The organism is Bradyrhizobium zhanjiangense (assembly GCF_004114935.1).
Taxonomy (GTDB): Bacteria; Pseudomonadota; Alphaproteobacteria; order Rhizobiales; family Xanthobacteraceae; genus Bradyrhizobium; species Bradyrhizobium zhanjiangense.
The window spans coordinates 4,987,253-5,013,167 of the sequence record NZ_CP022221.1; the positions used below are offsets into that span (position 1 = coordinate 4,987,253).

25 protein-coding genes are annotated in these 25,915 nt (G+C 63.5%); 14 read left to right on the forward strand and 11 right to left on the reverse strand.

All coding sequences use genetic code 11. The features are described 5' to 3' along the window. Positions 1 to 6 precede the first annotated feature (6 nt). Complete coding sequence (locus tag XH85_RS23880) at positions 7 to 1,020, reverse strand: NADP-dependent oxidoreductase (protein ID WP_128933748.1); 1,014 nt, start codon at positions 1,018 to 1,020, stop codon at positions 7 to 9. A gap of 126 nt (positions 1,021 to 1,146) precedes the next feature. Here XH85_RS23880 and XH85_RS23885 point away from each other — a divergent pair, with 126 nt between their 5' ends. From XH85_RS23885 to XH85_RS23895, 3 genes are read left to right on the forward strand one after another with little or no spacing between them, the layout of a single operon-like run. Continuing rightward, positions 1,147 to 1,599, forward strand: coding sequence for a MaoC family dehydratase (locus XH85_RS23885; protein WP_128933749.1), 453 nt, complete (start codon positions 1,147 to 1,149; stop codon positions 1,597 to 1,599). Next, a complete protein-coding gene (locus XH85_RS23890) occupies positions 1,596 to 2,477 on the forward strand; it encodes an HpcH/HpaI aldolase/citrate lyase family protein (protein ID WP_128933750.1) in 882 nt (293 codons plus the stop codon). The genes XH85_RS23885 and XH85_RS23890 overlap by 4 nt, the downstream gene beginning before the upstream one ends. Beyond that, positions 2,470 to 3,657, forward strand: a complete 1,188-nt coding sequence (locus XH85_RS23895; protein WP_128933751.1) for an acyl-CoA dehydrogenase family protein — start codon at positions 2,470 to 2,472, stop codon at positions 3,655 to 3,657. The genes XH85_RS23890 and XH85_RS23895 overlap by 8 nt, the downstream gene beginning before the upstream one ends. 17 nt (positions 3,658 to 3,674) lie before the next feature. On the opposite strand, the gene XH85_RS23900 is transcribed toward XH85_RS23895, so the two are convergent. From XH85_RS23900 to XH85_RS23920, 5 genes are all read right to left on the reverse strand, one after another. Next, complete coding sequence (locus XH85_RS23900) at positions 3,675 to 4,820, reverse strand: acyl-CoA dehydrogenase family protein (RefSeq protein ID WP_128933752.1); 1,146 nt, start codon at positions 4,818 to 4,820, stop codon at positions 3,675 to 3,677. Positions 4,821 to 4,843: 23 nt separating this feature from the next. Further along, positions 4,844 to 5,773 (reverse strand): 3,5-dioxohexanoate:acetyl-CoA acetone transferase, encoded by a 930-nt coding sequence (gene kce / locus XH85_RS23905; protein ID WP_128933753.1) that lies wholly within the window; start codon positions 5,771 to 5,773, stop codon positions 4,844 to 4,846. 7 nt (positions 5,774 to 5,780) lie between these two features. After that, positions 5,781 to 6,575 carry an enoyl-CoA hydratase-related protein gene (locus tag XH85_RS23910; RefSeq protein ID WP_128933754.1) on the reverse strand — a complete coding sequence of 265 codons (795 nt, stop codon included), beginning with the start codon at positions 6,573 to 6,575 and terminating at the stop codon, positions 5,781 to 5,783. Positions 6,576 to 6,593: 18 nt separating this feature from the next. Then, positions 6,594 to 7,352, reverse strand: a complete 759-nt coding sequence (locus tag XH85_RS23915; protein WP_128933755.1) for an SDR family oxidoreductase — start codon at positions 7,350 to 7,352, stop codon at positions 6,594 to 6,596. 63 nt (positions 7,353 to 7,415) lie between these two features. After that, a complete protein-coding gene (locus XH85_RS23920; protein WP_128933756.1) occupies positions 7,416 to 8,597 on the reverse strand; it encodes an acyl-CoA dehydrogenase family protein in 1,182 nt (393 codons plus the stop codon). Between the two features lie 129 nt (positions 8,598 to 8,726). Between XH85_RS23920 and XH85_RS23925 the strand changes: the two genes are divergently transcribed. Continuing rightward, complete coding sequence (locus XH85_RS23925) at positions 8,727 to 10,025, forward strand: enoyl-CoA hydratase-related protein (RefSeq protein WP_164940072.1); 1,299 nt, start codon at positions 8,727 to 8,729, stop codon at positions 10,023 to 10,025. Between the two features lie 27 nt (positions 10,026 to 10,052). Further along, positions 10,053 to 11,243, forward strand: coding sequence for a CaiB/BaiF CoA transferase family protein (locus XH85_RS23930; RefSeq protein WP_128933758.1), 1,191 nt, complete (start codon positions 10,053 to 10,055; stop codon positions 11,241 to 11,243). Between the two features lie 201 nt (positions 11,244 to 11,444). Here the strand turns inward: XH85_RS23930 and XH85_RS23940 are convergent, their stop codons facing one another. From XH85_RS23940 to XH85_RS23950, 3 genes are all read right to left on the reverse strand, one after another. Further along, positions 11,445 to 11,834 (reverse strand): Zn-ribbon domain-containing OB-fold protein, encoded by a 390-nt coding sequence (locus XH85_RS23940; protein WP_128933759.1) that lies wholly within the window; start codon positions 11,832 to 11,834, stop codon positions 11,445 to 11,447. Next, positions 11,834 to 12,982: a thiolase domain-containing protein gene (locus XH85_RS23945; protein ID WP_128933760.1), complete on the reverse strand. Its 1,149-nt coding sequence runs from the start codon at positions 12,980 to 12,982 to the stop codon at positions 11,834 to 11,836. Before XH85_RS23945 ends, XH85_RS23940 begins: the two co-directional genes overlap by 1 nt. Positions 12,983 to 13,050: 68 nt before the next feature. After that, positions 13,051 to 14,247: an ABC transporter substrate-binding protein gene (locus tag XH85_RS23950; protein ID WP_128933761.1), complete on the reverse strand. Its 1,197-nt coding sequence runs from the start codon at positions 14,245 to 14,247 to the stop codon at positions 13,051 to 13,053. Positions 14,248 to 14,515: 268 nt separating this feature from the next. Here XH85_RS23950 and XH85_RS23955 point away from each other — a divergent pair, with 268 nt between their 5' ends. After that, positions 14,516 to 15,688, forward strand: coding sequence for an aminoglycoside phosphotransferase family protein (locus tag XH85_RS23955; protein ID WP_128933762.1), 1,173 nt, complete (start codon positions 14,516 to 14,518; stop codon positions 15,686 to 15,688). Positions 15,689 to 15,719: 31 nt separating this feature from the next. Here XH85_RS23955 and XH85_RS23960 read toward each other — a convergent pair whose 3' ends face one another. Continuing rightward, entirely contained in the window at positions 15,720 to 16,586 is an 867-nt protein-coding gene (locus XH85_RS23960) for a MaoC/PaaZ C-terminal domain-containing protein (protein WP_128933763.1), read from the reverse strand. 308 nt (positions 16,587 to 16,894) lie between these two features. On the opposite strand from XH85_RS23960, the gene XH85_RS23965 reads away from it, so the two are divergent. Genes XH85_RS23965 through XH85_RS23985 form a run of 5 tightly spaced genes read left to right on the forward strand, consistent with a single transcriptional unit; the run spans position 16,895 to position 21,426 of the window. Then, entirely contained in the window at positions 16,895 to 17,752 is an 858-nt protein-coding gene (locus XH85_RS23965) for a branched-chain amino acid ABC transporter permease (protein WP_164940826.1), read from the forward strand. Further along, positions 17,749 to 18,783 (forward strand): branched-chain amino acid ABC transporter permease, encoded by a 1,035-nt coding sequence (locus XH85_RS23970; RefSeq protein WP_128933765.1) that lies wholly within the window; start codon positions 17,749 to 17,751, stop codon positions 18,781 to 18,783. Before XH85_RS23965 ends, XH85_RS23970 begins: the two co-directional genes overlap by 4 nt. 1 nt (position 18,784) lies before the next feature. Beyond that, the gene (locus XH85_RS23975; protein WP_128933766.1) at positions 18,785 to 19,483 is read left to right on the forward strand and encodes an ABC transporter ATP-binding protein; all 699 of its coding nucleotides are present in this window, start codon (positions 18,785 to 18,787) and stop codon (positions 19,481 to 19,483) included. Continuing rightward, positions 19,480 to 20,175, forward strand: coding sequence for an ABC transporter ATP-binding protein (locus tag XH85_RS23980; protein ID WP_128933767.1), 696 nt, complete (start codon positions 19,480 to 19,482; stop codon positions 20,173 to 20,175). Before XH85_RS23975 ends, XH85_RS23980 begins: the two co-directional genes overlap by 4 nt. 33 nt (positions 20,176 to 20,208) lie before the next feature. Continuing rightward, the gene (locus tag XH85_RS23985) at positions 20,209 to 21,426 is read left to right on the forward strand and encodes an ABC transporter substrate-binding protein (protein WP_128933768.1); all 1,218 of its coding nucleotides are present in this window, start codon (positions 20,209 to 20,211) and stop codon (positions 21,424 to 21,426) included. A gap of 42 nt (positions 21,427 to 21,468) precedes the next feature. Here the strand turns inward: XH85_RS23985 and XH85_RS23990 are convergent, their stop codons facing one another. Then, entirely contained in the window at positions 21,469 to 22,488 is a 1,020-nt protein-coding gene (locus XH85_RS23990) for a zinc-binding dehydrogenase (protein ID WP_128933769.1), read from the reverse strand. 185 nt (positions 22,489 to 22,673) lie between these two features. On the opposite strand from XH85_RS23990, the gene XH85_RS23995 reads away from it, so the two are divergent. From XH85_RS23995 to XH85_RS24005, 3 genes are read left to right on the forward strand one after another with little or no spacing between them, the layout of a single operon-like run. Then, the gene (locus XH85_RS23995; RefSeq protein ID WP_128933770.1) at positions 22,674 to 24,332 is read left to right on the forward strand and encodes an AMP-binding protein; all 1,659 of its coding nucleotides are present in this window, start codon (positions 22,674 to 22,676) and stop codon (positions 24,330 to 24,332) included. Then, complete coding sequence (locus tag XH85_RS24000; RefSeq protein ID WP_128933771.1) at positions 24,329 to 25,090, forward strand: SDR family NAD(P)-dependent oxidoreductase; 762 nt, start codon at positions 24,329 to 24,331, stop codon at positions 25,088 to 25,090. The genes XH85_RS23995 and XH85_RS24000 overlap by 4 nt, the downstream gene beginning before the upstream one ends. A gap of 10 nt (positions 25,091 to 25,100) precedes the next feature. Next, positions 25,101 to 25,886, forward strand: coding sequence for an SDR family NAD(P)-dependent oxidoreductase (locus XH85_RS24005; RefSeq protein ID WP_128933772.1), 786 nt, complete (start codon positions 25,101 to 25,103; stop codon positions 25,884 to 25,886). Positions 25,887 to 25,915: the final 29 nt, after the last annotated feature.

A 25,915-nucleotide genomic window follows, 5' to 3' on the forward strand; every position in this document is an offset into this window, starting at 1 on the left:
GACAGCCTAGTCAACGGCGATGATCAGCTTGCCGTGGTTTTCACCGCGGTAAAGTCGTGCGATTGCGCCGGGGGCATGCTCCAGCCCCGGGAGGACCTCCTCGTCGTGGACGATCTGGCCGGCAAGCGCGAGGTCGGCGAGGCGCTTGGCGGCCGCGTCGAATTCGGCGAGATGATCGAAGATGATGAAGCCCGACCATCGCAGGCGGCGCGTGAGAACCTCGCGCTCGGGGCGCGGGCCGCTCGGTACGGGGGTCCAGGACGCGTTCGCGGCCGTGCCGCACTGGATGATGCGTCCGCGTAACCGCATGGTCCGGATGGCGGCATCGGCGATCGCGCCACCGGTGTTGTCGAAGAAGATGTCATTTCCTTCCGGACACGCCGCGCGAAGGGCCGCGCCGAGGTCGGCGGCCTCGCGGTAGTTGATCATGTCCTGATAGCCATACCGGGCTTTGGCCTGCGTAATCTTGTCGGCGGAACTGGTGAGCCCAACGGCACGGCATCCCGCAATCCTCGCGAGCTGACCGACAAAGCTGCCGACGCTGCCGGCAGCCGTCGATACCAGGACATGCTCGCCTGGCTTGGGATCACCGAGGCCGTGAAAGGCAAGATAGGCGGTCAGGCCGTTCATGCCGAGCACGCTCAGGTTGGCGCTGAGCGGGAGGGCGGACGGAACAACGCGCCGCAGAACGGCGTCGGGTGCGGCGACGCAATAGCGCTGCCAGCCAAACCACCCGTAAACGAACTCGCCTGCTCGAAATGCCGGCACATTGCTTTCGACGATCTTGCCGACAGCAAGGGCGCGCATCGGCGTGTTCAGCGGCACCGTCGCGCTGTAGTTCCCCTCGTCATTGGCCCATCCGCGCTGCGCCGGATCGACCGAGAGATAGCGGTTTTCGATCAGGATCTCGCCGTTGCCGGGCCCGGCCACGGGCTCCGTCACGAGTGAAAAATGCTCGGCTTGCGGTATCCCACTGGGCCGGGCCGTCAGCCGAACCTGTCGATTTTCGCGCGGGGACATGAGCGATCCTCATAATTAGTACGCTTGTGTACGATATGAGTATACGGTAGAAGTTGGTCGGGAGACAAGGACATCGCGGCGGCTGCGGCCGCCTCACCCTGCAAGATACAGTAAGAGGCAAGCAACATGGCGGGGCTCTATTTCGAGCAGTTCTCGGTCGGACAGACGTTCGTCCACGAGATCCGGCGCACAGTGACGGACATGGACAACATCCTGTTCTCGTCGCTGACCTACAATCCGGCCGCGGTCCATATCGACCACGAATATGCCAAGGGCACCGAGTTCGGGAAGCCCCTGATGAATTCGATCTTCACGCTCGGTCTGATCATCGGCTTGTCGGTTCAGGACACGACGCTGGGGACCACCGTCGGCAATCTCGGCATGGAGGACACAAAATTCCCGCGACCGGTATTTGCCGGTGACACGCTACGGGCCGAGACCAAGGTGATTGCCGTCAGGGAAAGCAAGTCGCGTCCGACGCAGGGCATCGTGACGTTCGAGCATCGCGGCTTCAATCAACGCGACGAGGAAGTGGTCTATTGCCGCAGGAGCGGGTTGATGATGCGGAGGCCGACATGAAGCTCCGCTCGCTGCTCTTTGTTCCGGCCGACAGCGAACGGAAGTTCGCCAAGGCAGACGGAATCGGCGCCGATGCACTGATCCTCGATCTCGAGGATTCCGTGGCACCGGGGCGTAAGGCTTTTGCGCGAGGTGCTGTGAAGGATCTGTTGGGCGGCGGGCCGCGCAACTGGTCGTTCCTGGTCCGTATCAATCCGTTCGGTACGGGGCTCACGCTGGAAGATCTGGCGGCGGTGGTTCGTCCGGGCCTCGACGGTATCCTCATCCCGAAGGTCAACGGCATCGAGGACGTCGATCTCGTATCGCACTATGTCGATGTGCTGGAGGTCGCAACTGGCGTTCGGCCCGGGCACGTCAAGCTGCTGGTTGTCGCGACCGAAACACCGGCCGCCATGATCGGGTTCAACGGCTACGCTCGCAAGAACGAGCGGCTGGTTGCGATGACCTGGGGGGCGGAAGACCTGAGCGCGGCCTTGGGCGCGCTCACGAACAAGGAGGCGGACGGCAACTGGACCTTCCCCTACCAGGTGGCTCGCGCGCAATGCCTGTTCGCCGCGGGTGCGGCCGGTGTCGCTGCGCTGGATACGCTCTATGCGGATTTCAAGGATCAGGACGGGCTCGCCGAGAGCTGCCGCCTCGCACGCCGCGACGGCTTCGTCGGTCGGGTCGCGATCCACCCGGATCAAGTCGCGACCATCAATACCTGTTTCACGCCCTCGGATGCCGATCTTGCGCATGCACGCCGCGTCGTCGCGGCGTTCGCCGCGGCGCCGGATGTCGGCACGGTTGGGATCGACGGGAAGATGTACGACATTCCGCATCTGGTCGCAGCGCGGCGAACCCTAGCATCGGTCGGGGAGGGACATTCGAATGGATAACAGGTCATTCTCCAATCAGCTCGACGTGCCCGAAGATCACGCCGCGATCCGTGAAGGCGTGCGTGCTGTCGTCACGCGGTTTGATGATGAGTACTGGCTGGCGCGTGACGACGACGGCGAGTTCCCGCGCGAATTCCATCGTGCCATGGCGGACGCCGGTTGGCTCGGTATTACCATGCCCGAAGAGTATGGCGGCGCCGGGCTTGGCGTCACCGAGGCAGCAATCATGATGCATGAGGTCGCGAGCCATGGTGGTGGCATGACGTCGGCGTCGGCCGTGCATATCAATCTCTTCGGGCCGCACCCGATCGTGGTGAAGGGGACCGACGACCAGAAGCGCCGCTGGGTGCCGCGCCTGGTTTCTGGTGAAGACCAATGCTGTTTCGGCTTCACCGAGCCGGATGCCGGGCTGAACACCACGCGCATCAAGACCTTTGCCGAGAAAGTTCCCGGCGGTTATCGCGTGCACGGGCAGAAGGTCTGGACGTCGACCGCGCAGGTCGCCAACAAGATCATGCTGCTGACGCGGACGACGAAATACGAGGACTGCAAGCGGCCGACCGACGGCATCACCATCTTCTATACCGATCTCGATCGTTCCAAGATCGAGGTGCGTCGCATCCCGAAGATGGGGCGCAAGGCTGTCGATTCCAACGCCATCTTCATCGATGGCCTCTTCATTCCCGAGGCGGATCGAATTGGCGAAGAAGGCAAGGGCTTCTCCTATATCCTGCACAGCCTCAATCCCGAGCGCATCCTGATCGCGGTCGAGGCGATCGGAATCGGGCAGGACGCGCTGCGCCGCGCAACCCGCTATGCTAGGGAGCGGGTCGTGTTCGACCGTCCGATCGGTCAGAACCAGGGCATCCAACACCCGCTCGCCGAGAAATGGATGTACCTCGAGTCAGCGTGGCTGATGGCGATGCGCGCCGCTTGGCTCTACGATGCCGGAAAGCCGTGTGGCGCCGAGGCCAACAGTGCCAAATTCCTCGGTGCGCGCGCTGGGCATGATGCCGCCTGGCAAGCTATCATGACGCATGGCGGCTTCGGGTATGCCAAGGAGTATCACGTCGAGCGGCTGTTCCGCGAAGTCTCGATCACCCGGCTCGCACCGATCACCGAACAGCTCATGCTGAGCTTCATCGCGGAGAAGGTGCTCGATCTGCCGAAGAGCTACTGACGCGCTTGAGAAGCGCGTCAGAGGTTGCGCGAGATCAACTCCCGCATGATCTCTGACGTGCCGCCATAGATCCGCAGCACACGTGCGTCCGCGAACAGACGGCAAATTTCGTATTCGCGCATGAAGCCATAGCCGCCGAAGAATTGCAGGCACTGATCGACCAGCCGTCCATGCATCTCGGTGATCCAGAGCTTTGCGGTCGATGCGGCGTAGGTCGTCAACTCTCCACGAACATGCTGGCTGAGGCACTGATCGACGTAAGCCCAGCCAACCTGAAGGTCGGATTTGAGGTCCGCGAGCTTGAAGCGCGTGTTCTGATAGGAGCCGATCGCCTGTCCGAACGCCTTGCGCTCGAGGACGTAGGCCTTGGTGATGTCGAACGCCTTCTGCGCCGACGCAATCGAGTGGAGCGCGATCGTCAAGCGTTCCTGCGGCAGCTCGCTCATCAGCGCAGCCATCGCGCCGCCTTCCGAGCCCAGGAGGTTGCTGGCGGGAACGCGGACCTGATCGAAGAACAGTTCCGACGTATCGGAGGAGAGATGGCCGAGCTTGTCGAGGTTACGACCGTGGCGAAACCCGGGCCGATCGGTTTCGACGAGGATCAGGCTCATGCCGCGCGATCCTCCGTCCGGATTGGTGCGGGTTACCGCGATGACGAGGTCGCACATCTGGCCGTTCGAAATAAAGGTCTTCTGACCGGAGATGACGTACTCATCGCCTTCGCGCACGGCGCGCGTGCGAATGCCTTGAAGATCGCTGCCGGTCCCTGGCTCGGTCATGGCGATGGCACAGACGGCCTCGCCGGAGACCATGCGCGGTAGCCATTTCTTCTTCTGCTCCGCGGTGCCGTAACTCAGGAGATAGCCGCAGCAGACGTCGTTGTGAACCGAGAAGTCGGTCGCGGGACCCGCAAATCCCGAATAGGCGAGTTCTTCGATGACGACGGCATTGTGGCGGAAATCGCCGCCGATGCCGCCGTACTGCTCAGGCACTTGGGGACAGAGCAGGCCGGCTTCGCCCGCCGCCGGCCACAAGGCGCGATCAATGATTCCGGCCTTCTCCCATTCCTGGAAGTGCGGCGCAATTTTCGACGTAGCGAAGCGGCGGACGCTTTCGCGCAGGAGGGCGTGCTCTTCGTCGAATATAGGGCGATTGGGTAGCATGTTTGTCGGCCACGAGTTGAGAGTTAGAAGGCGACTTTGTCGCCGCCCTTGAGATGCAGGATTTCACGTGCCTCGTCAGGACTTGCGATCTCGAGCCCGAGGCCTTCGATGATCTTGCGCACTTGCGTCACCTGTGTCGCATTGGTTTCAGCGAGGCGGCTTGCGCCGATCCAGAGGCTATCCTCGAGCCCGACGCGGACGTTGCCGCCCATCGCTGCCGCCATGGCTGCTACCGGCATCTGTGCGCGCCCGGCACCGAGCACCGACCAGCGATAGTTGTCGCCGAACAGCCGGTCGGCGGTTCGCTTCATGTGCATGACGTCGTCCGGATGCGAGCCGATGCCGCCGAGCAGTCCGAAGCACGTCTGGATGAAGAGGGGCGCCTTCACCAGCCCCTCCGTCCAGAAGTAGTGCAGGTTATAGAGATGGCTCGTATCGTAACATTCGAACTCGTACCGCGCGCCGGAGCCGTTCAGCGTCTCCAGCGCATAGCGGATATCCTTGAACGAGTTGCGGAAGACGAGATCGTGTGAGCCCTCCAGCATTTGCGGCTCCCAGTCGTGCTTGAACGACTTGTACCGCTTCAGCATCGGGAACAGGCCGAAGTTCATCGACCCCATGTTGAGGCTGGCAACTTCCGGCTTCCAGGTCGCCGCGGGGCGAACGCGCTCCTCGACCGTCATGTAGGGGGAGCCGCCCGTCGTCAGGTTTACGACGACGTTGGAGCTCTGCTTGATCACGCGCAGGAAGGGCTCGAAAGCCTCCGGCGACTGATCCGGTCGTCCATCGACCGGATTTCGCGCGTGCAGGTGCACGATTGCAGCCCCCGCCTCCGCGGCGCCGAGCGCGGACTGGGCGATCTCCGCCGGTGTCACCGGCAGGTGCGGCGACATCGACGGCGTGTGGATCGATCCTGTGACCGCGCAGGAGATGATGACCTTGTGAGGAGCCATGGGGCCGCTAGCGCGCAAACTTGTGGAAGTCCGGATCGCGCTTTTCGTTGAAGGCCGCGACACCTTCCTTCGATTCCGCCGTGTCGTAAAACAGCTTTACGGCGTGGAGCGCGAAGTTGCTGATGCCGCGGATATTGTCGGAATCTGCGTTGAAGGATCGCTTCGCGAGCGCGAGCGCGGTCGGCGAGCGCTGCGCGAGCTTGTCGGTCCAATCCTTTACGGCAGCGTCGAGCTGCGCCATGGGGACGACCTTGTTGACGAGACCCATCTCGCGCGCCTGTTCGGCGGTATAGCGCTCGTTCAGATACCAGATCTCCCGCGCCTTCTTGTCGCCGACATGACGGGCGAGGAAGGCCGTTCCCCAGCCGGCGTCCACCGAGCCGACCTTGGGGCCGACCTGGCCGAATTGGGCGTGGTCGGCGGCGATGGTCAAATCGCAGAGCGTTGCGAGCACGTTGCCGCCGCCGATGGCAAAGCCGTTGACCCGGGCGATCACGGGTTTCGGCACGTCGCGGATCAGACCCTGGATCTCGTCGATCGGCAAGCCGACCACGCCGCGGCCGTCATATTGGCCTTCATGGGCCGATTGATCGCCGCCAGTGCAGAACGCCTTCTCGCCAGCGCCGGTGAGCACGATGCTGGCGACATTGCGGTCGTTGCCGGCGAGCTGGAAGGCCTGGATGAGCTCGTCCAGCGTCCGCGCGCGGAAGGCGTTGTAGACCTTCGGACGGTTGATGATGATCCACGCGGCGCGGTCGCGGATTTCGTAGATGACGTCGGTGAATTGCTTGGGATCAGTCATGGCGTGTCCTCGCGCAAGTTAGATCATGTTCATTCCGCCGGAGACGGAGATGGTTTGTCCGGTGATGAATTTGCCGTCGTCGGACGCAAGCATCGCGACGATCCCGCCGTAATCGTCAGGCTCGCCCATGCGGCGGAGCGGGATGCCTCTGAGCATTGCATCCTTCCATTTCACGGCGTGCTCGCCTTCGCCCAGCACCGCCGCCATCATCGGCGTATTGGTGGGGCCGGGGCAGACGGCATTGAGCAGGACGTTCTTGCGCGCAAGTTCGCGCGCCAGCGACTTGGTGAAGGAAATGAGTCCGCCCTTGCAGGCGGAGTAGACGGCCTCGTCGCTGGTGCCAACGCGCGCCGCATCGGATGCGATATTGACGATCCGGCCCCCGCCGCGCTCCGCCATCAACGGTGCAATCGCCTTGTGGGTATTGAGCGGCCCATAGAGGTTGATGCGGATGATCCTGTCCCACAGCTCCCGGTCGGTCTTCAGGAACGGCATCGGCCGATCCCAGCCGGCATTGTTGACCAGGAGCCAGATCGGCCCGAGCTCGGCCTCGACCCTGGCGACCGCGGCGTTGACGGAATCCGCATCGCCCACATCGACGGCATAGGTCTTGATGATGGCCTGCGGTGCGAGCTGTGCGGTCTCTTCGCCGCCTTGCGGATTGATGTCGAAGATCGCGATCTTACAGCCCTCTTCGGCCAACCGCAGCGTCAATCCTCGTCCGATGCCCTGTCCGCCGCCGGTCACGACGGCAACTTTTCCCGATAGGCCCTTCAACGTCGATCTCCCTTGTGTTTTGTCGTTTCTTTGGCGGCCTTCGATTGGTCGAAGGCGAGGGGGCTATGCGGCCGACCCGTTCTTCTGGATGTCGTATCCGCGCTGCGAGTACATTTGGCGCGCGATGATCGTCTTCATGATCTCGATCGAGCCGCCGGCGATCTTCACCACGCGCGCGTCGGCATAAGCCCTGGCGATCGGATATTCCCACATATAGCCCCAGCCGCCGAAGAGTTGCAGGCACTCGTCAACGGTCTCGCAGTGCAGCTCGGACGTGAACATCTTGGCCATGGCGGCGTCGACGGGATCGAGCTTCCCTTCCATGAACAGGGCTATGCACTTGTCGGTGAAGACACGCGCGACGGCGGCCTTGGTCCTGAGCTCGGCCAGCTTGAACTGCGTGTTCTGGAAGTCGGCGAGCTTCTGGCCGAAGGCGCTTCGTTCGGAGGTATATTGCAGGGTCCAGTCGATCACGGTCTCGGCAACGGTCGCCGACCGGATGGCCTGAGCCAGACGCTCCTGCGATAGTTTTGTCATCATCTGCGCAAAGCCCCGGCCTTCCGCGCCGAGCATGTTGCTGGCGGGAATGCGGACATTGTCGAAGAACAGCTCGGAGGTATCTTGCGCCCTCATGCCGAGCTTTTCCAGATTTCGGCCGCGCTTGAAACCGGGCCGGTTGCTCTCGACGATGAACAGGGTCACGCCCTTCGCGCCGGCCTGGCCGTCGGTCTTGGTCGCGAGCACGATGAAGTCACAAAGCTGGCCGTTGGAGATGAAGACCTTCTGGCCGTTGATGACGAAGTCGTCGCCGTCGCGCGCAGCGCGGGTGCGGATCGCCTTGAGGTCACTGCCGGCGTGAGGTTCCGTCATGCCCAGCGAGCCGATGGCTTCGCCGGATACCATCTTGGGCAGCCATTTGCGCTTCTGAGCCTCGCTTCCGAAGGACAGAAGGTAGGTGGCGACCAGGTCGGTGTGGATGAGAAAGCCGGGACCGCTGGCGCCGGCCCGCCAGAGCTCTTCGAACACGACGACATCGAAAAGGTAGTCGAGGCCCATGCCGCCATATTCCTCGGGCACGGTGCAGCAGAGAAGGCCGGCCGCGCCGGCTTTCAACCATAAATCTCGCGGGACGATGCCGTCCTCTTCCCACTGGGCGTGAAAGGGCACGATTTCGCGCTCGACGAAGCGGCGGACCGTCTGCCGGAAAATCTCGTGTTCCTCGCGGAAGATCGTGCGCTCGATCATTGTCAAAGTGCTTCCTGTCTGATTTAGTTTGCTAGTGTACAGTATTTGGTTTGGGCAGACAACCCGAAAAGACAGACATGCAAGTGCGATCGTACACCAATGAACGGTAACCGAAAGAGAGAGGGAACGATGACCGTCGGGCCGGAGCTGAAGCAGTTTCGCATCGAAGTGTCGGAGCAGCGCGTCCTGCACCTCATCTTTGACATGCCGGGACGATCGATGAACGTGTTCTCGAATGCGGCAATCGAGGAGCTTGGCCGGTTTGCGGACTGGCTCAGGCAAAGCGATGTGGCGGGCGTCGTCATCCGTTCCGGCAAATCGTCCGCCTTCTGCGCAGGCGCGGATCTGGCCGAGCTGGAAACGGCCTACGACATGATCATGGCGGCGCCGTCCGGCGAGCGCGATCGTCTTGCGTTCGATCATTTCTTTCGATTGAGCCATGGTCTGCGCAAGCTCGAGACGGCCGGCAAGCCGGTCGCGGTGGCAATCGCCGGCCTCGCCCTGGGCGGCGGCTGCGAATTTGCACTGGCGGCGCATCGCCGGGTGATTGTCGACCACCCGCAAGCAACGTTCGGCTTGCCGGAATCACTCGTTGGATTGCTGCCAGGGGGCGGCGGAACCCAGCGATTGCCGCGGCTGATCGGGATGGAGGCGGCGCTACCCGTGTTGCTCGAAGGTGCGCGGCTCGCCGGGCAGGCGGCCATCGCAGCCGGACTTGCGCATGAATTGGTAGCGCCAGGCGAGGAAGTCGCTGCCGCCGAGCGCTGGGTGCTGTCGCGACCGCAGGCCACGCAGCCCTGGGATCGGCCGAATTGGCGGGCCCCGGATGCGGAGCGCGTGAGCGCGACCATCGGAGAGAAACGAAGCAAGATGCTGGCCGAGACGCTCGGTCACTATCCGGCTCTCTCCGCCATTCTCGACTGCGTCGAGCACGGGCTCCCGCAGGACTTCGATACGGCCATCCGGACGGAGATGCAGATCTTCGCAAAGCTGATCCAGCGGCGGGAACCGCGCAACATGATTAGGACATTGTTCCTTGGCCGGCTCGATCATGAGCGGCTGAAGAAGAAGGGAATGAACCCCAAGATCACCGAAGCCGTGGCTTCCGTCTCGAACGTGCTCGGCGTCCAGTCGGAGCGTGGCAAGGAGCTGTCGGAGGCATTTGCGCGAGCGGGCTTCCGGGTCGAGCAGACGCGCAAGGTCGAGTTCGATGGACGTGTCGCGGGCGCCGTCTATTGGCATGACGACGAGCCGAGGACCTGGGGCAAGGAGCTGCTACGCGCGCGGCTGGCGGATGCCGAGGTCGCTGCCGCGGGCTGGCGATCCCAACTTGATGAGTCCGAGCGGCGCGCTGCGGACTATGTCCTGGTCACGCAGGCGGGCTTTCCCGCCTATCTCGGTGGCCTCTTTGCCGCGAAGCTGAAGTAGTCGGCGCCTCAGGAAGGAGAAATAGTCGTGTCCAGACCTCTTGAAGGTATCAAGGTTCTCGATCTGTCGAAGGTGCTCGCAGGCCCGCTGTGCGCGCAATATCTCGGTGATCTCGGCGCCGAGGTGATCAAGGTCGAAGCTGTAGGGCAGGGGGATGAGACGCGGGGGTGGCCGCCATTTCCTGCGCCCGGGCTAGGCACGGTGTTTCTGAGTGCCAATCGCAACAAGCGCAGCATTGCGATCAACATGAAGTCCGACAAGGGGCGCAAGCTCGTGCACGAGCTCGCCAAGTCCGCCGATGTCGCGATCGAAAGCTTCGGTACGGGCGTTGCCGAGCGGTTGGGAATCGATGCCGCGAGCCTGTGCGCGCTGAACGATCGATTGGTCCATTGCAGCATCTCCGGCTTTGGCCGGACGGGTCCTCTCAGGAATTCGCCCGGCTATGATGTGATCTTGCAGGCGTTCAGCGGCATCATGTCCATGACTGGCGACGAGGGCGGCGGCCATATCCGCAGCCCGATTTCACCGATCGACCAGATGACCGGCGTTCATGCTTTCAGCGGCATACTTGCGAGCCTGTTTGCGCGAGAGAAGTCGGGCAGGGGAGCGGCGATCCAGGTGTCGCTGTTCGACACGGCTCTGGGGCTTCTCGGCTACAATCTCCAGACGTTCTGGGAGCGGGGAACGCAGCCGGCCAAGTGTGGCTCGAGCCATGAGTCCCTATGCCCGTATCAAGCCTTCGAGGCCGCGGACGGACCGATCATGATCGGCGTGGCCAACGACAACCTTTGGCGCAAGTTCTGCGCAGTCGCGGGCCTGAACGGGATCGTGGATGACCCGAAATTCAGAACCAACGCCGATCGGGTCAAGCACCGTGGCGAAACATTGCGCCACGTCCAGGCGGTGATCGCGACCAAGACCGTCGAGCATTGGAACGCAGCGCTGAACGAGGTCGGCATTCCCTGCTCGCCGATCAACACGCTGGCGCAACTTCTCGACCATCCGCATACAAAGGCCGACAAGCTCATCATGCAATATGATCATCCTGCAGCGGGGCGGTTGAATTGCGTCGGCCATCCCGTGACGTTTGTCGGAGAAGAGCGCAGCCCCGGCCTGCCGCCGCCGACTCTCGGGCAGCACACAGACGACGTGCTGAAGGACATGGGTCTTTGCGCCGCGAGCATCGCCGAGCTGCGCCGCGAGGAGATCGTGAGCTGACAACGGCGCGTGCCGGAAGCTACATCCGCGAGCGAAGATACGGTCGTTGTGCCCTCTCCCCTTGTGGGAGAGGGCAGCGAGAGCTGCGCAACAAGCTCCTTGGGTGAGGGGTTGGCTCCGCATCGAAAATCCCTACGCGGAGACAGACCCCTCATCCGGCGCTTCGCGCCACCTTCTCCCACAAAGGGAGAAGGGAAGAAGTCAGGCCGGCGTGAAGAACGGCAGCGGCGCGCCATCCGTGGGCTTAAACACCACCTTCACCTTCTGGCCGATCTTCAGCGTCGTGAGATCGCAATCGACGAAATTGGTCTGGAGCGACGGGCCCTCCTTCAGCGTGACGTAGCCGATCGCATAAGGCCCGGTCGGCGACTTCCGCATCAGGCTGTAGGTGTAGATCGCGCCCTCGCCCGAAGACTCCTCCCACACCGTCTTGTCGGAGAAGCAGAACGGACAGATCGCGCGCGGGAAGTAGTGCGCTTCGCCACAGGCGGTGCAGCGCTTGATCAGGAACTTGCCCGCCTTCGCGGCCTCCCAGAACGGCGTGGTCTCGGGATTGGTCGTCGGGGCCGGATATTTTTTCGCTTCACTCATCACACGCGCTCCAGAATGGCCGTCGAGGCGGCGTGGCGGACGCCAAGCAGGCCGCCGGTGCCGTGGGCGATGGCGAGATCGCAGTTCTTGACCTGCACCTTCGGATGCGCCTCGCCGCGCAACTGCCTGACGGCCTCGATGATCTTGGTCATGCCGCCGCGGTTGACGGGATGGTTGCTGCACAGGCCACCACCGTCGGTGTTGAACGGCAGCCTGCCGACACCGGAGATCAGGTTGCCATCGGCGACGAACTTGCCGCCCTCGCCCTTCTTGCAGAAGCCGAGGTCCTCGAGCTGCATCAACACCGTGATGGTGAAGCTGTCATAGATCGAGGCGTATTTGATGTCCTTCGGCGTGATGCCGGCCTCCTCGAAGGCGCGCGGGCCGGACCAGACGCCGGCGGAGCAAGTGAGATCGAGATCCTTACCGCCACGGGGACCCTTCATTGCCTCACCATGGCCGATCAGGCGCACTAAAGGCTTCTTCAGGCTCTTGGCGATCTCTGGCGTGGTCACGATAAGCGCGCCGCCGCCGTCCGTGACGACGCAGCAGTCGAGCCTGTGCAGCGGATCGGAAATCATTGGCGAGTTAACGACATCCTCGACGGTGACGACGTCTTTCAGCATCGCATGCGGATTGTATTGCGCGTGATGGGAGGCAGCGACCTTGATCCAGGCGAGCTGCTCGCTTGTGGTGCCATAGTCGTGCATGTGGCGCATGGCGCACATGCCGTAGGCGTTGTGGGTGGTTGCGCCATAGGCGGTCTCGAAATCGGCCTCGGCGCCCGGGGCACGCACCTGCGCGGGACCGGTGCGCGGCTTGCCCGCAAGCGTGATGAGCGCAATCGAACATTTTCCGGCCGCGATCGCCTCGGCCGCGTGCCCGAGATGGATGATGTAGGAGCAGCCGCCGGTATCCGTGCCGTCGACGTGACGTACCTTCAACCCGAGATAATCGACCATCGGCCAGGCGCCGCCCGGCGCATCGCCGGAGAAGAAGTAGCCGTCGATGTCGTCCTTGGTAAGCCCGGCATCCTCGATCGTGCCCTTGGCGACCTCGGCATGGAGTTGTGCGGTGGATTTGTCCGGCGCGTGCCGAGTTGGGTGCTCATAGATCCCGGCTATGTATGCCTTACCTTTGATGGTCAACGAAGGTCTCCGTTCGCTTTGTTCTGCCGTTTACGCCTGCCGGGCGTACCCGGCAGGCCATCGCCACCCTACTCGTCGAGCAGCTTCCAGGACGTCTTGTCGAAGATTGCCATGCGCAAGGAGCGGTAGGGGGCATAGTTCTCCTTGGAATTGGTGAGCTCGATTCCCGGAAGGAGCATGCCGACACGCTCCTTGTTGAAGCTTGTCGCCTGCGCGAGCAGGTTCTCGCGGGTCAGATTGTCACCGCATCGCTGCAGGCCTTTTGCGATGGCCTGCGCATTGATGTAGCCGGACAGCGCAATGAAGTCGTTCGGGCTGTCGTTCGGGGCCCATTTCTTCATGAAGGCGACGTAGTCCTTCACCTCTGCATCCTCGGCCCAGGCGGGATCGTTGGCCTGCTTGGCGAATTGGGTCGTATAGGCGCCCTGGACGTTGTCGAGCCCGGCAGGCGTCAGCACGCCCTGGATCGAGTTGACGGGGCTGGCCAGGAACTGCACCGGCTTCCAGTTTATCTCGTTCGCCTTCTTGATCCCCTGGGCCGCAAATTTCGGCGTCGTGAAATAGACCAGCGTATCGGCGCCCGCGGCCTTGAGCTTGAGGATCTCGGAATCGATCGTCGGATAGCTGAGCTCGTAGGAGGCTTCCGCCACGATCTTCGCCTGACCATCAGAGCCCAGGCCGGCCTTGAGGCCGGTAAGGTAGTCCTTGCCGTAGTCGTCGTTCTGGTAGAGCACGGCGATCCTGGCGTTCGGCATCTTCTTGAGAATGAACTTGCCGAAGGTGGCGCCCTCCATCTCGAACGGCGGGTAGAACGGCACAGTCCATGGGAAGCTCCGGGGGTCGTTGAAGCGGCGGCCGCCGGCCGAGATGAAGACCTGGGGCACCTTGTTCTGGTTGAGATATTTTTGAACGGCTACGTTGGGCACGGTGCCCACGGTCCCGACCTCGGCCAGAACGCCGTCGTCATCGATCAGCTTGCGGGTCTGTTCGATGGCCTTGGGCGGGCTGAACGCGTTGTCGAGGGAGAACAGGTTGACTTTCCTGCCGTTGATTCCACCCGCCTCATTCAGCATCTGGAAATAGCCGGTCATCACGCGGCCATAGCTCGAGAAGGCCGATGCCGGCCCGCTATAGGGGACGGTCTGGCCGATCTTGATCTCGGTGTCGGTAACACCTGGGCCATATTGCTCTTCGGCGGCGCCGGCCTCGAATGCCGCGCCGGATAGGAACAGGATCGAAGCGCTGACCAAAATCGAAGTTCTCATGCCGGCTCCCATATCGCTTCTTGTTTTACATGCGAAAATCAGTACACTATAGTACGATATCTTGGAAGTCGAAAATGCGGATTGTGCCAGTCGCTGCGCCCCTCGGAATGTATCGCGCTGCAACTAGGAGACCGCCGGCTGGTGATCCGCATTTCGGCGCGACCTTCGCCTTGACGCCACCGCGATTGTGGTTCAGATAGTACGTAAGCGTACGAAATGTCGGGCGCGTCGCAAGCTGTGCGACCGCTCGCCGGCGAAGGGAGGGAACATGGCTGCCTCGGGCGCAATGGCACTGGCCGCGCTGAAGATTGGCGGGCGCGTCGCCTTCGAACGTCTGATGCGGCCGAAGGCCCGCCGCGCGGAGGATGTTCCGTGCTCGCCCGGGGCCGTCACGCCGGAGTGGCTGACCGCCGTGCTCTGTCAAAGAAGTCCCGGCGCTGTCGTCACCGACGTCGTGGTGAAGCCTGCGAGCGCCGGGACGCACGAACGCCACCAGTTGATCGTCAGGTACAACGACGCGGGCCAGCGCGCAGGCTTGCCGCGGTCGATGTTCACGAAGTCGCTGCCGAGCGTCGTCACACGCATGATCGGCGGCTTCAATGGCACCGCGCGGGTCGAGGGCCGCTTCTACATGCAGCTGCGGCCGCAGCTTGAGATCGAGGCGCCGATCGGCTATCACGCGGCGTTCGATCGCCAGACCTACGCCTCGATTCTTCTCCTGGAGGACATGGTCGCAACCAAATCGGCGACCTTTTGCAACTACAAGACCTACGTTGACCGCGAGATGGCTGAGGACATGGTCGATGTTCTTGCCGCGCTGCATGCGCGCTTCTACGGCGATAGCGAGCTTTCGGCACGGTATCCGTGGGTTGCCAGCTATCCGCGCTGGTTCACCATCGGCGCGGAAAAGATGAGCCTCGAGCACTACACCCGAAAGGCGTTCGATGCTGCCGCGCATGTCATCCCGAAGAGCGTGCTCGCGCAGCGTGACGCGGTCTGGCCGGCGGCTGTGCAAGCGCTTGCTGTCCACGACAACGAGCCGCAGGGACTGATCCATTCCGACGTGCATATCGGCAATTGGTACCGCACGGGGGCGGGGAAGATGGGCCTATGCGATTGGCAGTGCCTTGCCCGCGGTCACTGGTCGCGGGACTTTTCCTATGCCGTGACGGCGGCGCTGACACCGGACGACCGCCGCAACTGGGAGAAGGACCTGCTCCGTCGCTATCTCGACCGGTTCGCCGCATTGACGGGGACCAGGCCAGACTTCGACCGAAGTTTCCTCAACTATCGGCAGCAGATGGTGCATGCGCTCCTGATGTGGACGATTACGTTGTGCCATTCGCCTTTGTTGCCGGCCATGCAGTCGGAGGCGACGACGCTCGCGATGATTGAGCGAATCTCGACGGCGATGGCCGATCTGGATTCGTTGCGCAGCTGATCGGCGTCGACGAAAGGGGACCGGCGGCCTATCAGGCCGCCGTTAGCCGGCATTCGCCGGGATCGATCACCATAGTGTGCCGCTCCGCCGCCCACGCCCTGAACCTGATGACATCGCCTTCCTCGAACATGTCGATCCGGATCGTGTCGCCGGGAAATGCGGGCGCGACAAATCGTGCTGCCATCGCGTCGATCAGCTCGGGACGACCCGAAGCGTAACGCTTCAAGATGGCGCGGCAGGCGAGGCCCAGCGTGTTAAGGCCGTGCGAGATCGGGCGGTCCAAGCCGGCCTCGCGAGCCACCGCCGGGTCGGCGTGGATTGGCATGTAGTCGCGGCTGACAAGGCGATACAGCAAGGCGGCCTGGTACGGCGTTCGATAGGCGATGCTGGCGCTGGGTCTTCCGTCGCTACCAATCGGCGCAATCGCGGCGGGCGGCAAACCGTAGTTGCCGCAGCCGCCGTCGCCGCGCAGGAATTCCGTCGCCCGAAGGGTTGCCAGTCGCTCGCCGCTGGCGGCGTCGAACAGCTCGGTATCGAAATAGAGGAGGGCGCCGCGCGTCCGTCCCTTGTCTTCGACCGCGCTGACACGGTGCTCGGCGCGGATGGATGCGCTGACCGGAAGCGGGCGATGCAGCGTGAGGCGCTGCTCGCCATGCAGGGCCTTGGTCCAGGCAATCCCCGTTTTGGGCTCGGCGATCCACAGCGGCGGCCAGCCGAGCGTCACGCTCATGCTGGGCACGGCGCGTTGATCGCGGCCTTCGTACACATAGGCCAATTCGTCCTCGTCCAGCGGATCGTCGCCCATGCCAAGGCCGAGCGCGTAAAGGGCGGAATCGCGCCAATCGTAGGTTTGGTGGATCGGCGCGAAGCGCCGGGCGACGACATGATCAAGGTCCATAGGGGGCTCCGGTAGTGGTCGCGCGCCTCTGACGAGACGCCGCTGTGCACGAGATGCCGCAGCGAAGGGTCCCGATTTGGATTTGCGGCGAACACTAGTATATGATAAACCAGTGTACTAATCGAGCGTCGAACTCGAGGTCGTCCGACAGGACGGGGAAATGCTGAAGGCCGGCACGGAGCGCGATTGAAACCCGCTGCGGGGGCCGGGCAATGGCAGGAGGGCCCTTTGCGAGGTCAAGCGCGCAGGCTGGCGCATCGGACGGCCGCATGCCGTTGCGGAATGCACCCGGGCAGGAGACCGCTGCCATGATCGCGCTGCTGATCGCGAATTCGCTGGCGCTTGCGTCATTACTGATCATGCTGTCGAGCGGGCTCGCCTTGATCTACGGCCTGCGCGACGTCATCAATTTCGGCCACGGCGCGATCTACATGCTCGGCGCCTATCTCGGCTACACGATTGCTCTCGTCGGTGGATTCTGGCTGGCGCTGCTGCTCGTTCCGATCCTGCTGGCGCTTGTCGGAATAGCCTTCGAATATCTGGCGCTACGGCCGCTGCAGCGACGCTCGCATATCGAAGTCGCGCTGGTCACCTTGGGCCTGGGCATCATCCTCGGCCAGATCATCATCTACCTCTACGGCGGCGAGGCTCGCAGCGTCGATGCGCCGAAAATCCTGTCCGGCTCCGTGACCATCCTGCACCTGTCCTATCCGGTCTATCGTCTCTTCCTGATCGTGATGGGGCTCGGGTCCTGCGCGCTGCTCGCCTTGTGGCTGCGATGGACGGCGTCGGGGCTGTATGTCCGCGCGGTCAGTCAGGATCCGTCGGTCGCGCGCATGATGGGCATCAACGCCGACCGCCTGAGCCTGCTGGTGACCAGCCTCAGCACGGCGTTCGCCGGCATCGCGGGCGTGCTGGCCGGACCCTATTTGTCGGTCGATCCTGGAATGGACGTCGTGATGATCGTGAACTGCCTGATCATCGTCGTGATCGGCGGCACCGGGAGCATCGGCGGCGCAATCATAGCAGCCTTGCTGTTCGGCTTCGTTCAGGTCGCAGGTTCGGTGTTTCTGCCAAATCTTGCGGCGCTGGTGCCCTACATCCTGCTGATGGTCGTGCTGCTGATCGCGCCGGGTGGCATCGGACGCGGGAGGGTGCTGAGTTGAGCAACGGCACGATGACCGACGACCTGCATGCATCTGCGACGGCGACGGTCGGCGGCCCGTTGCCGCGGCTTTCGCTCGCCATTGTGGTCGGCCTGATCGGGCTTGGCGCCGGTGCCGTCGTCCCGACCTATTTCGCCAGCGATTTCGTGCTTCGACTTGGCAGCGAAGGCCTCCTGCTGGGCTTGCTCGCGCTCAGCGTCGCCTTCCTGATGAACCAGGCCGGCCTCGTTGCGCTCGGCGCGGCCAGTATCTACGGCGGCGCCGGATATCTGTTTGCGATCGGCATGAGCGATTGGGGCTTGACGCCGACTGCGGCGCTATGCGTCGCGTTCCTGATCCTTCTTGCCTATTCCGCCGTGCTCGGCGCATTGATCGTCAGGACCAATCCGCTCGCCTTCATGATGCTGACGCTCGCCGCCGGCGAAATGATCAGTCATGCCGTTCTGCTCGAGGGATTGCGCGACTATACCGGAGGGGCAGACGGGCTGGTTGTTCGGACCACCGGAACGGTCCTCGGCATCGACGCGGTTCGCTTTGCCGATCCCGCGCAATTCTGGTCGCTGGCCTGGGTCGTCACCGTCCTGGTCGGACTGACATTCTGGGCCATCGCACGTTCCCGTCTCGGCGCGGTACTCCGCGCCATCAGGGAGAACGAGGAACGCATGCGCTTCTCGGGCTTCAATACCTTCCTGCCAAGGCTGATCGGGTATGTGCTCGTGAATATCGTGGCTGCGATCGCTGGATTCCTGCATGTGCTCAATGCCGGTTTCGTCTCGCCGGAGAGTCTGGGGCTGTTCGTCAGCACCAATACGCTGGTCGCCGCGCTGATCGGTGGCATCTCCGGTTCGCTCGGCCCGATTCTCGGCGGGCTGATCTTCTCCTTTGCGCAGGACGAGTTTGGCGCGCGCGGGCTCACGCAGCTTCTGACCGGTGTTGCGATCGTCGTATTCATTGTCGTGTTCCCGCGTGGTGTCGTCGGCGGGCTGTCCGGCCTTTCGAAGCGGCTCGGCTCGTGGCGGGAGGCGTCCTGACATGCTCACGATCGAAAAACTGTCGGTGAGCTATGGCTCGGTGCGGGCGTTGACCGATGTCGATCTCGAGATCCGCGGTAATGGCCTGCTCCACGGCATCATCGGTCCGAATGGCGCCGGCAAGTCCACGCTGCTTGATGCGATCTGCGGCCGACGGCGTCCGACCTCCGGCCGAGTTCGGTATTGCGGCGAGGATATCACGCGGCATTCGGTCGCCTGGCGCCGTCGGCAAGGCATGGCGCGATCATTCCAGCGCACCAGTATCTTCCAGGATCTGACCGTGCACGAGCAGCTGCAGCTCGTTGCGCAACATCTCGGCGACGACCGGGTCGGCGACGTCATTGAGGTCATGGATCTCGGCGGCTATCTCGACCAGAAAGCCGGGCGCATCGCCTATGGCGTGCAGCGGCGGGTCGACGTCGCGCTGGCCCTGATCGGGCGTCCCCGCCTTCTCTTGATGGACGAGCCGGGCGCCGGTCTCTCGGCCACGGAGACGTTGCGCCTGTTCGAGCATGTGCGCGATCTCGTCCGCGAGCGCAGGATCGCGGCCGTCGTGGTTGAGCATGACGTCGACGCGGTGTTCGCCTGCTGCGGCATGGTCACCGTGCTCGATCTCGGACGGCACCTTGCCACGGGGACGCCTGAAACAATCCGCGCTGACCATCGCGTCATCGCGGCGTATCTGGGGACCGCGGCATGAGCGCGCTGCGGATCCACTCGCTGTTCGCCGGCTATGGCGCCTCGACCGTGCTGCGCGGCATCGACCTGACGGTCGAAGAGGGCGAGTCGGTGGCGTTGGTCGGCCGCAACGGCGCCGGCAAGTCGACGCTGCTGCTGTCGGTCTTTCGCGAGACGAATATCTCGTCCGGCGAGATCTGGGTTCGCGACCGCCGGATCGATGCCCTGCCGGGCTATACGGCTGCCAAGCTCGGTATAGCGATCGCGCCGCAAGGACGGCGCGTCCTGCCGAACCTGACCGTGAAGGAGAACCTGCTGCTGGGTCGATCGACCGGCAGGGCAGGGTACTGGACGCTGAAGACCGTCTATGAGCTGTTCCCGGTGCTCGAGGAGCGCGCCGATCGGCTGGGCACGATGCTGAGCGGCGGCCAGCAGCAGATGCTGGCGATCGGCCGCGCCCTGATGGCCAACCCGAGCCTCATTCTGCTCGATGAGCCATCGGAAGGCCTTTCTCCCGTTCTGATCGATGGGTTGGTGGACACGCTCAACAGGATTCGCGGTGCCGGGACCGGCGTACTCGTGGTCGAGCAGCATCTCAATCTCGTCAAGCGCGCGACTGACCGGTTCGTCATTCTTGCAAAGGGCGAGGTTGTCGGTTCGGGGGCGATCGGCGCCATTGGCAGGCCGGAGAACCAGACGCTCATGGCACTCTAGCTCAAAAGCGGGATCAACGAAGGAGGGAGGAACATGAAAAAATCATCCATGCGGCTGGCTTTCGGCATGCTGCGCGCGGCGACCATCGGCGCAACGATGGCCGTCGCCGCCGCGACCGCAGCCTCGGCCGAGGACACGGTGAAGATCGGCGTTCTCCTGATCGATAGCGGACCGCTCGCCGGCCTGAAGGACACCCAGGTCAAGGCCGTCAACCTCGCGATCGAGCAGATCAACGCCGCAGGTGGCGCGGCGGGCAAGAAGCTGGAGGCGACCTTCATTTCCTATCCCGGCACGCCTGATACGGCGGTGGACGGCGCCACCCGCGCCGTCCAGAAGGAGGGGGCAATGTTCATCACCGGCATGGACACGTCCGCTGTCACGCCTGCGCTTCAGGCCAAGCTTCCGGCGCTGAAGGCTTTGATGCTGGAGGTGATGGCCAATGCCGACGGACTGACCGGAAAGAACTGCTCGCCGAACTACTTTCGGGTCAATGCCAACGACTCCATGATCATGGGGACGTTCAGGGAATTCCTGAAAGATCAGGGCATCAAGAAATGGGACATCATCGCGGTCGACTACGCCGCCGGACGCGACTCCGCGGACAAGTTCAAGGCGCTGGTGACCTCGCAGGGCGGAACGATCGGAAAAACCCTGTTCTCGCCAAACGGGACGCCGGATTTCGGGGCCAAGATTTCGGAGTTGGGTGCGGACCCGGCCGACGGCCTGTTCGTGACGATCTTCGGCAGCGACGCGATCAACCTCGCCAAGCAGCAGCAGCAGTTCGGGCTGTTCAAGAAGTACAAGATGGTGCTGGGCAACTCCTTCGTGATCCCGCAGACCCTGGCGGCGCAGGGCGAGACCGTGCTCGGCGTCTATCAGAATATCGGTTTCGTGGCCGGCTTCCCCGGCGCGCAGGCCGAAGCCTTCGTGAAGGCGTACAAGGAGAAATACAACGGCGAGCTTCCGCCCTACACCAGCGCCGATCAATACGCCGCCATTCAGCTGATTGCCGCCGGGCTTCAGAAAGCGAACTCGACCGACATCAACGCGGTTCGCGCCGCGCTGTCCGGCTTGAAAACCGAAACGGTGCTCGGCGATGTCGAGATCCGTGCAGCTGACCATCAGGTTGCGCGGCGAATGGCGATCAGCCAGATCGTGATGGGTCCGGAGGGCAAGCCGATGTACCAGATCAAGAAAATCGAGCCGGGACAGGACATCATCCCGCCCGTCGATCCCGCCTGCAAGATGTGATGCACCGACGCTATCGATCTCATGTCGCTCGTGAGCCCAAATCTAGGCCACGAGCGACACCTTGCCAAACTGCGCCCCGGAGGCGAGACGGGCAAGCGCCGCAGGAGCGTCTGCCATCCGGAACGACGAGTCGATCACCGGCCGGACCAAACCGCGATTGAACACATCGAGCACCTGGCGGAACTCCGCGATGCTGCCACCCGTCGAGCCATAGATCTCGAGCTGGCGGATGAATACGCGCTGCAGATCGGCCGGTGGATTCGAGCCAGTCGTGGCACCGCAGGTGACCAGCCGGCCGCCACGACGCAAGGAACGCAGCGATTCACCCCAGCTGGCTTCGCCGACGCTGTCGATCACCATGTCGACACCGCCGCCGCTCATCTGCTGGACAGCGGCCGACACCTTGTCGTTCCGATAGTTGACGCCGCCATCCGCGCCCATCGCGAGGGCCCTGGCGATCTTGGCGTCGCTCGAAGAGGTGACGAAGACGCGGGCGCCGACGAGCTTTGCAAGTTGCAGGCAGGCTACCGCGACGCCGCCACCGATGCCGACGATCATGACGCTTTCTCCGGGCTGCAAGGCGCGCTTGCCGAACAGCATCCGCCAGGCCGTGAGATGGCCCGTCATCAGCGCACCCGCCGCCACCAGATCAGCATCATCAGGCAGGGGAAAGAAGCAGGCGCTGGGCATCGCAATGTAGTCGGCGAAGCCGCCGTTGCGATGCTCGCCCATGATCTTGACGTTCTCGCAAAGCGGCTGGTCGCCGGCCAGGCAGTATCGGCACCTGCCGCAAAACGCCTCGGAGAAGAGCACCGCCTTCATGCCCGGCTTCAGGCCGCTGCCGGGCGCGGCCTCGACGATCTCCCCGGCAGCCTCGACCCCCATCACCTGCGGCAGTGTGTGGGTGATGCCGCCGCCATTGTCGCGCATGTAGAGATCGACGCGATTGACCGAGGATGCGGCCACCTTGAGCAGCGACTCGCCCGCAGCCGGTGTCGGATCGGGGAAATCGCGCCAGGACACGCCGTCCGGTCCGCGCCGTTCCAGCACTGCCGCCTTCATGGTCTCCTCCCTGCTTCCGGTCGCACCGCAAAAGTGATGCACTAGCTCACGAAGCGTCAAGCGCAGTGCACCGCTAGAGATAAAATTACCGGCCTGATTTGGTGTTGCAGTTCACTTCAAATATAATACACTAGCGCACTAACATGCCGTCAAGTGCATCGATCCATCGTCATGGAGGCAACGTCATGAGCGAGAATCGCTTCGATCCCGCGGCGCATGCGCGCGCGATGCGTGCCGGCGGTTTCTGGATCGACAAGAGTTTTGACGAGTTCCTGCAGCAGGCGATCGCCGCCACGCCCAACAAGCTCGCGTTGTTGGCGGATCGTGCCGATCGTGACGCGCCGAAGCGCCTGACCTACGCAGAGCTGGGTGACATGATTTCGCGCGCGGCGGCGGCGCTACGCCGTCTCGGCATCGCTCCGGGCGATGTCGTGTCGGTCCAGTTGCCGAACTGGTGGGAATTCGCGGTGATTGCGCTGGCGGCATTCCGGGTCGGCGCGGTTGTCAATCCACTGATGCCGATCTTCCGCGAGCACGAGCTCGGCTACATGCTCGGCTTTGCCGAGACGAAGCTGCTGGTGGTGCCAAAACTCTTCCGCGGGTTCGATCATGAGGCGATGGCGCTCTCGCTGCAGCCGCGCCTGCCGAAGCTTGCACACGTCATCATCGTCGACGGCAAGGGGCCCAACAGCTTCGAGCAGGCCTTGCTGTCCGGCAGCGAGCGTCTCGGTCCGCCGCCGGTCGGTGAGATCGGCGCGCTGCCCGCCGACCGGATGGCCGTGCTGATGTTCACGTCGGGAACGACAGGCTCGCCGAAGGGCGTCATGCATTGCCTCAACACGCTGATGGGCTGCTGCATCGGACTTGCCGGGCGTTTCGGCCTCGACGCCGGCGATACCATGCTGGTCTGCTCGCCGCTCGGCCACATGACCGGCTTTGCCGCCGGCATGCTGCTCGGCTTGAAGATCGGTGCGACCGTGATCTTCCAGGACGTCTGGGAGCCGAAGCGCGGCGTCTCGATCATGGCCAAGGAGGGTGTCACCTATTCCGCTGGCGCGGCGACGTTCCTGGCCGACATGTGCGAGGCCGTTGCGGCCGGCGTGGCGAAGCCAGCCGAGCTGCGCAAGTTCCTCTGCGCGGGCGCGCCGATCCCGCCGGCGCTGATAGATCGCGCCTATCGGGAGCTCGATCTCAAGGTCTGCTCGCTCTGGGGCATGACCGAGTCGCTCGCGAGCACGTTGACCGAGCCGGAGCGTGCGCTGGAAAAATCCTCTAAGACCGACGGACGTCCGGTCGAGGGCGTCGCGGTGAAGGTCTTGCGCATGGACGGCTCTCCGGCCGCGGTCGGCGAGCGCGGTCTGCTCAAGGTCCGTGGCGCGCAGATGTTCCTCGGCTACTACAAGCGCGAGGATATGGAGCCGTTCGATGCCGAGGGCTGGTTCGATACCGGCGACATAGCTTATATGGACGACGAGGGCTACATCCGGATCGACGGCCGGATCAAGGACATCATCATTCGCGGCGGGGAAAACATCCCCGTCCTGGACATCGAAAACCTGATGTTCAAGCTTCCCGCCGTGCTGTCCGTGGCGATCGTTGGCTATCCGGATCCACGGCTCGGAGAGCGGGCTTGCGCCTTCGTCGTGCTGCGTCCCGGCATGACGCTCGATCTGGCCGGCGTGCAGGCTCACATGGCCGAGCACAAGGTCGCCAAGCAGTATTGGCCCGAGCGTCTTGAAATCGTCGCCGAACTGCCAAAGACGCCGGCCGGCAAGGTGCAGAAATATCAACTCCGCGAGATTGCTAGGGCGTTCGCCGAGCCGCCTCGCAAGGCCAGCGCATGAGCGCCCGTCTCAAGGATCGAGTCTGCGTCGTCACGGGCGCGGCGCGCGGCATCGGTTTTTCCATTGCCGAGCGCTTCGGCCGCGAGGGCGGCCGCGTCGCCTGTGTCGATATCAGCGCAAAGCGGCTGGAGCCCGCGGTGGGCAGACTGACGGACATGGGATTCGAGGCCAGGGGATACGAGGTCGATGTCGGCCGTCGCGATGACGTTCACGCGCTGTTTGCCTGCGTCGAGCGCGAATTCGATGCGCCGGTCGCGGTGCTCGTCAACAATGCCGTGTTCGCGCGCTTCGAGCCGCTCGCCGAGATCGCTGTCGAGACGGTGGAGCGGATGTTTGCCGTCGGCGTGCATGGCCTGATCTGGGCGACGCAGGCGGTGGTGCCGCAGATGGAGCGGCGCGGTGGCGGAGCAATCGTGAATCTGAGCTCGGTGTCGGCGTTTCATCCGGCCAAGGATTCCATCGCCTATTCCGCGCTAAAAGCCGGCGTCGTCGGCCTCTCGCGCGCCTCGGCGATCGAGCTCGCCGCCAAGAACATCCGAGTCAACGTGATCGCGCCGGGCATGATCGGAACGCCGGCCTCGATCGCACAGTTCGACGAGGCAACGATTGCGGCGCGTCAGGCCGAGATGCCCAGCGGGCGCTTCGGCCAGCCCGAGGAGATCGCGTCGCTCGCGGCGTTCCTTGCGAGCGACGATGCCAGCTACATCCAAGGCGCGGTCATCACTGCCGACGGCGGCTGGACCGTTCCTGCAAAATAGGAGAAGGCGCATGAAGCGGCTCGAAGGCAAGCGCGCGGTCGTTACCGGCGGCGGAAGCGGGATCGGTCGCGCCAGCGCCATCCGCTTCGCGCGCGAAGGTGCATCCGTCCTCGTGGTCGGCCGCGCCGGCAATGCTGAAGAGACTGCGTCGGCGATCCGGGACGAGGGCGGCATCGCATCCGCCATGATCACTGATGCTGCGGTCGAGGAGAATGTGGCCGCGATCGTGTCCCGTTGCGTATTTGAATTCGGTGGGCTGGAGATCTTCTTCGCCAATATCGGGGTTACCGGGACCAATACGCCGTTGCTGGAGCAAACGGTGGAGGAATGGTCGGAGGTCTACCGCATCAATACGATCAGCTGCTTCCTCGCCATCAAATATGCGGGACGCCATATGACCGCGCAGGGCTATGGCTCGATTATCCTGACGTCGTCCGCCGCCTCGCTGCGCGCCAATGCAGGCGCGATCTCCTATAGTGCAAGCAAGGCGGCGGTGAACAATCTGGCACAGACGGCGGCGAACGCCTTTTCCGGCACGGGCGTGCGCGTCAATGCGGTGCTGCCGGGGCTCGTCGAGACCCAGCTGACCCGCAAGGTTTTTGAGGACGCCCGCGCGCGAGGCATCGAATCCAAGCTCGGCCACGTCACGCCGCTGAAGCGGCCGGGCCACGCCGAGGAAATCGCGGCCGCCGCGGCGTTCCTGGCAAGTGACGACTCCTCATATGTCGACGGCCAGTTGCTGTCCGTCGACGGCGGTGTCAGCAGCACCCATCCCTACGGCCGGATCGCGCTCTAGCCGATCGGGCGGCCCAACAAGAACAGAGA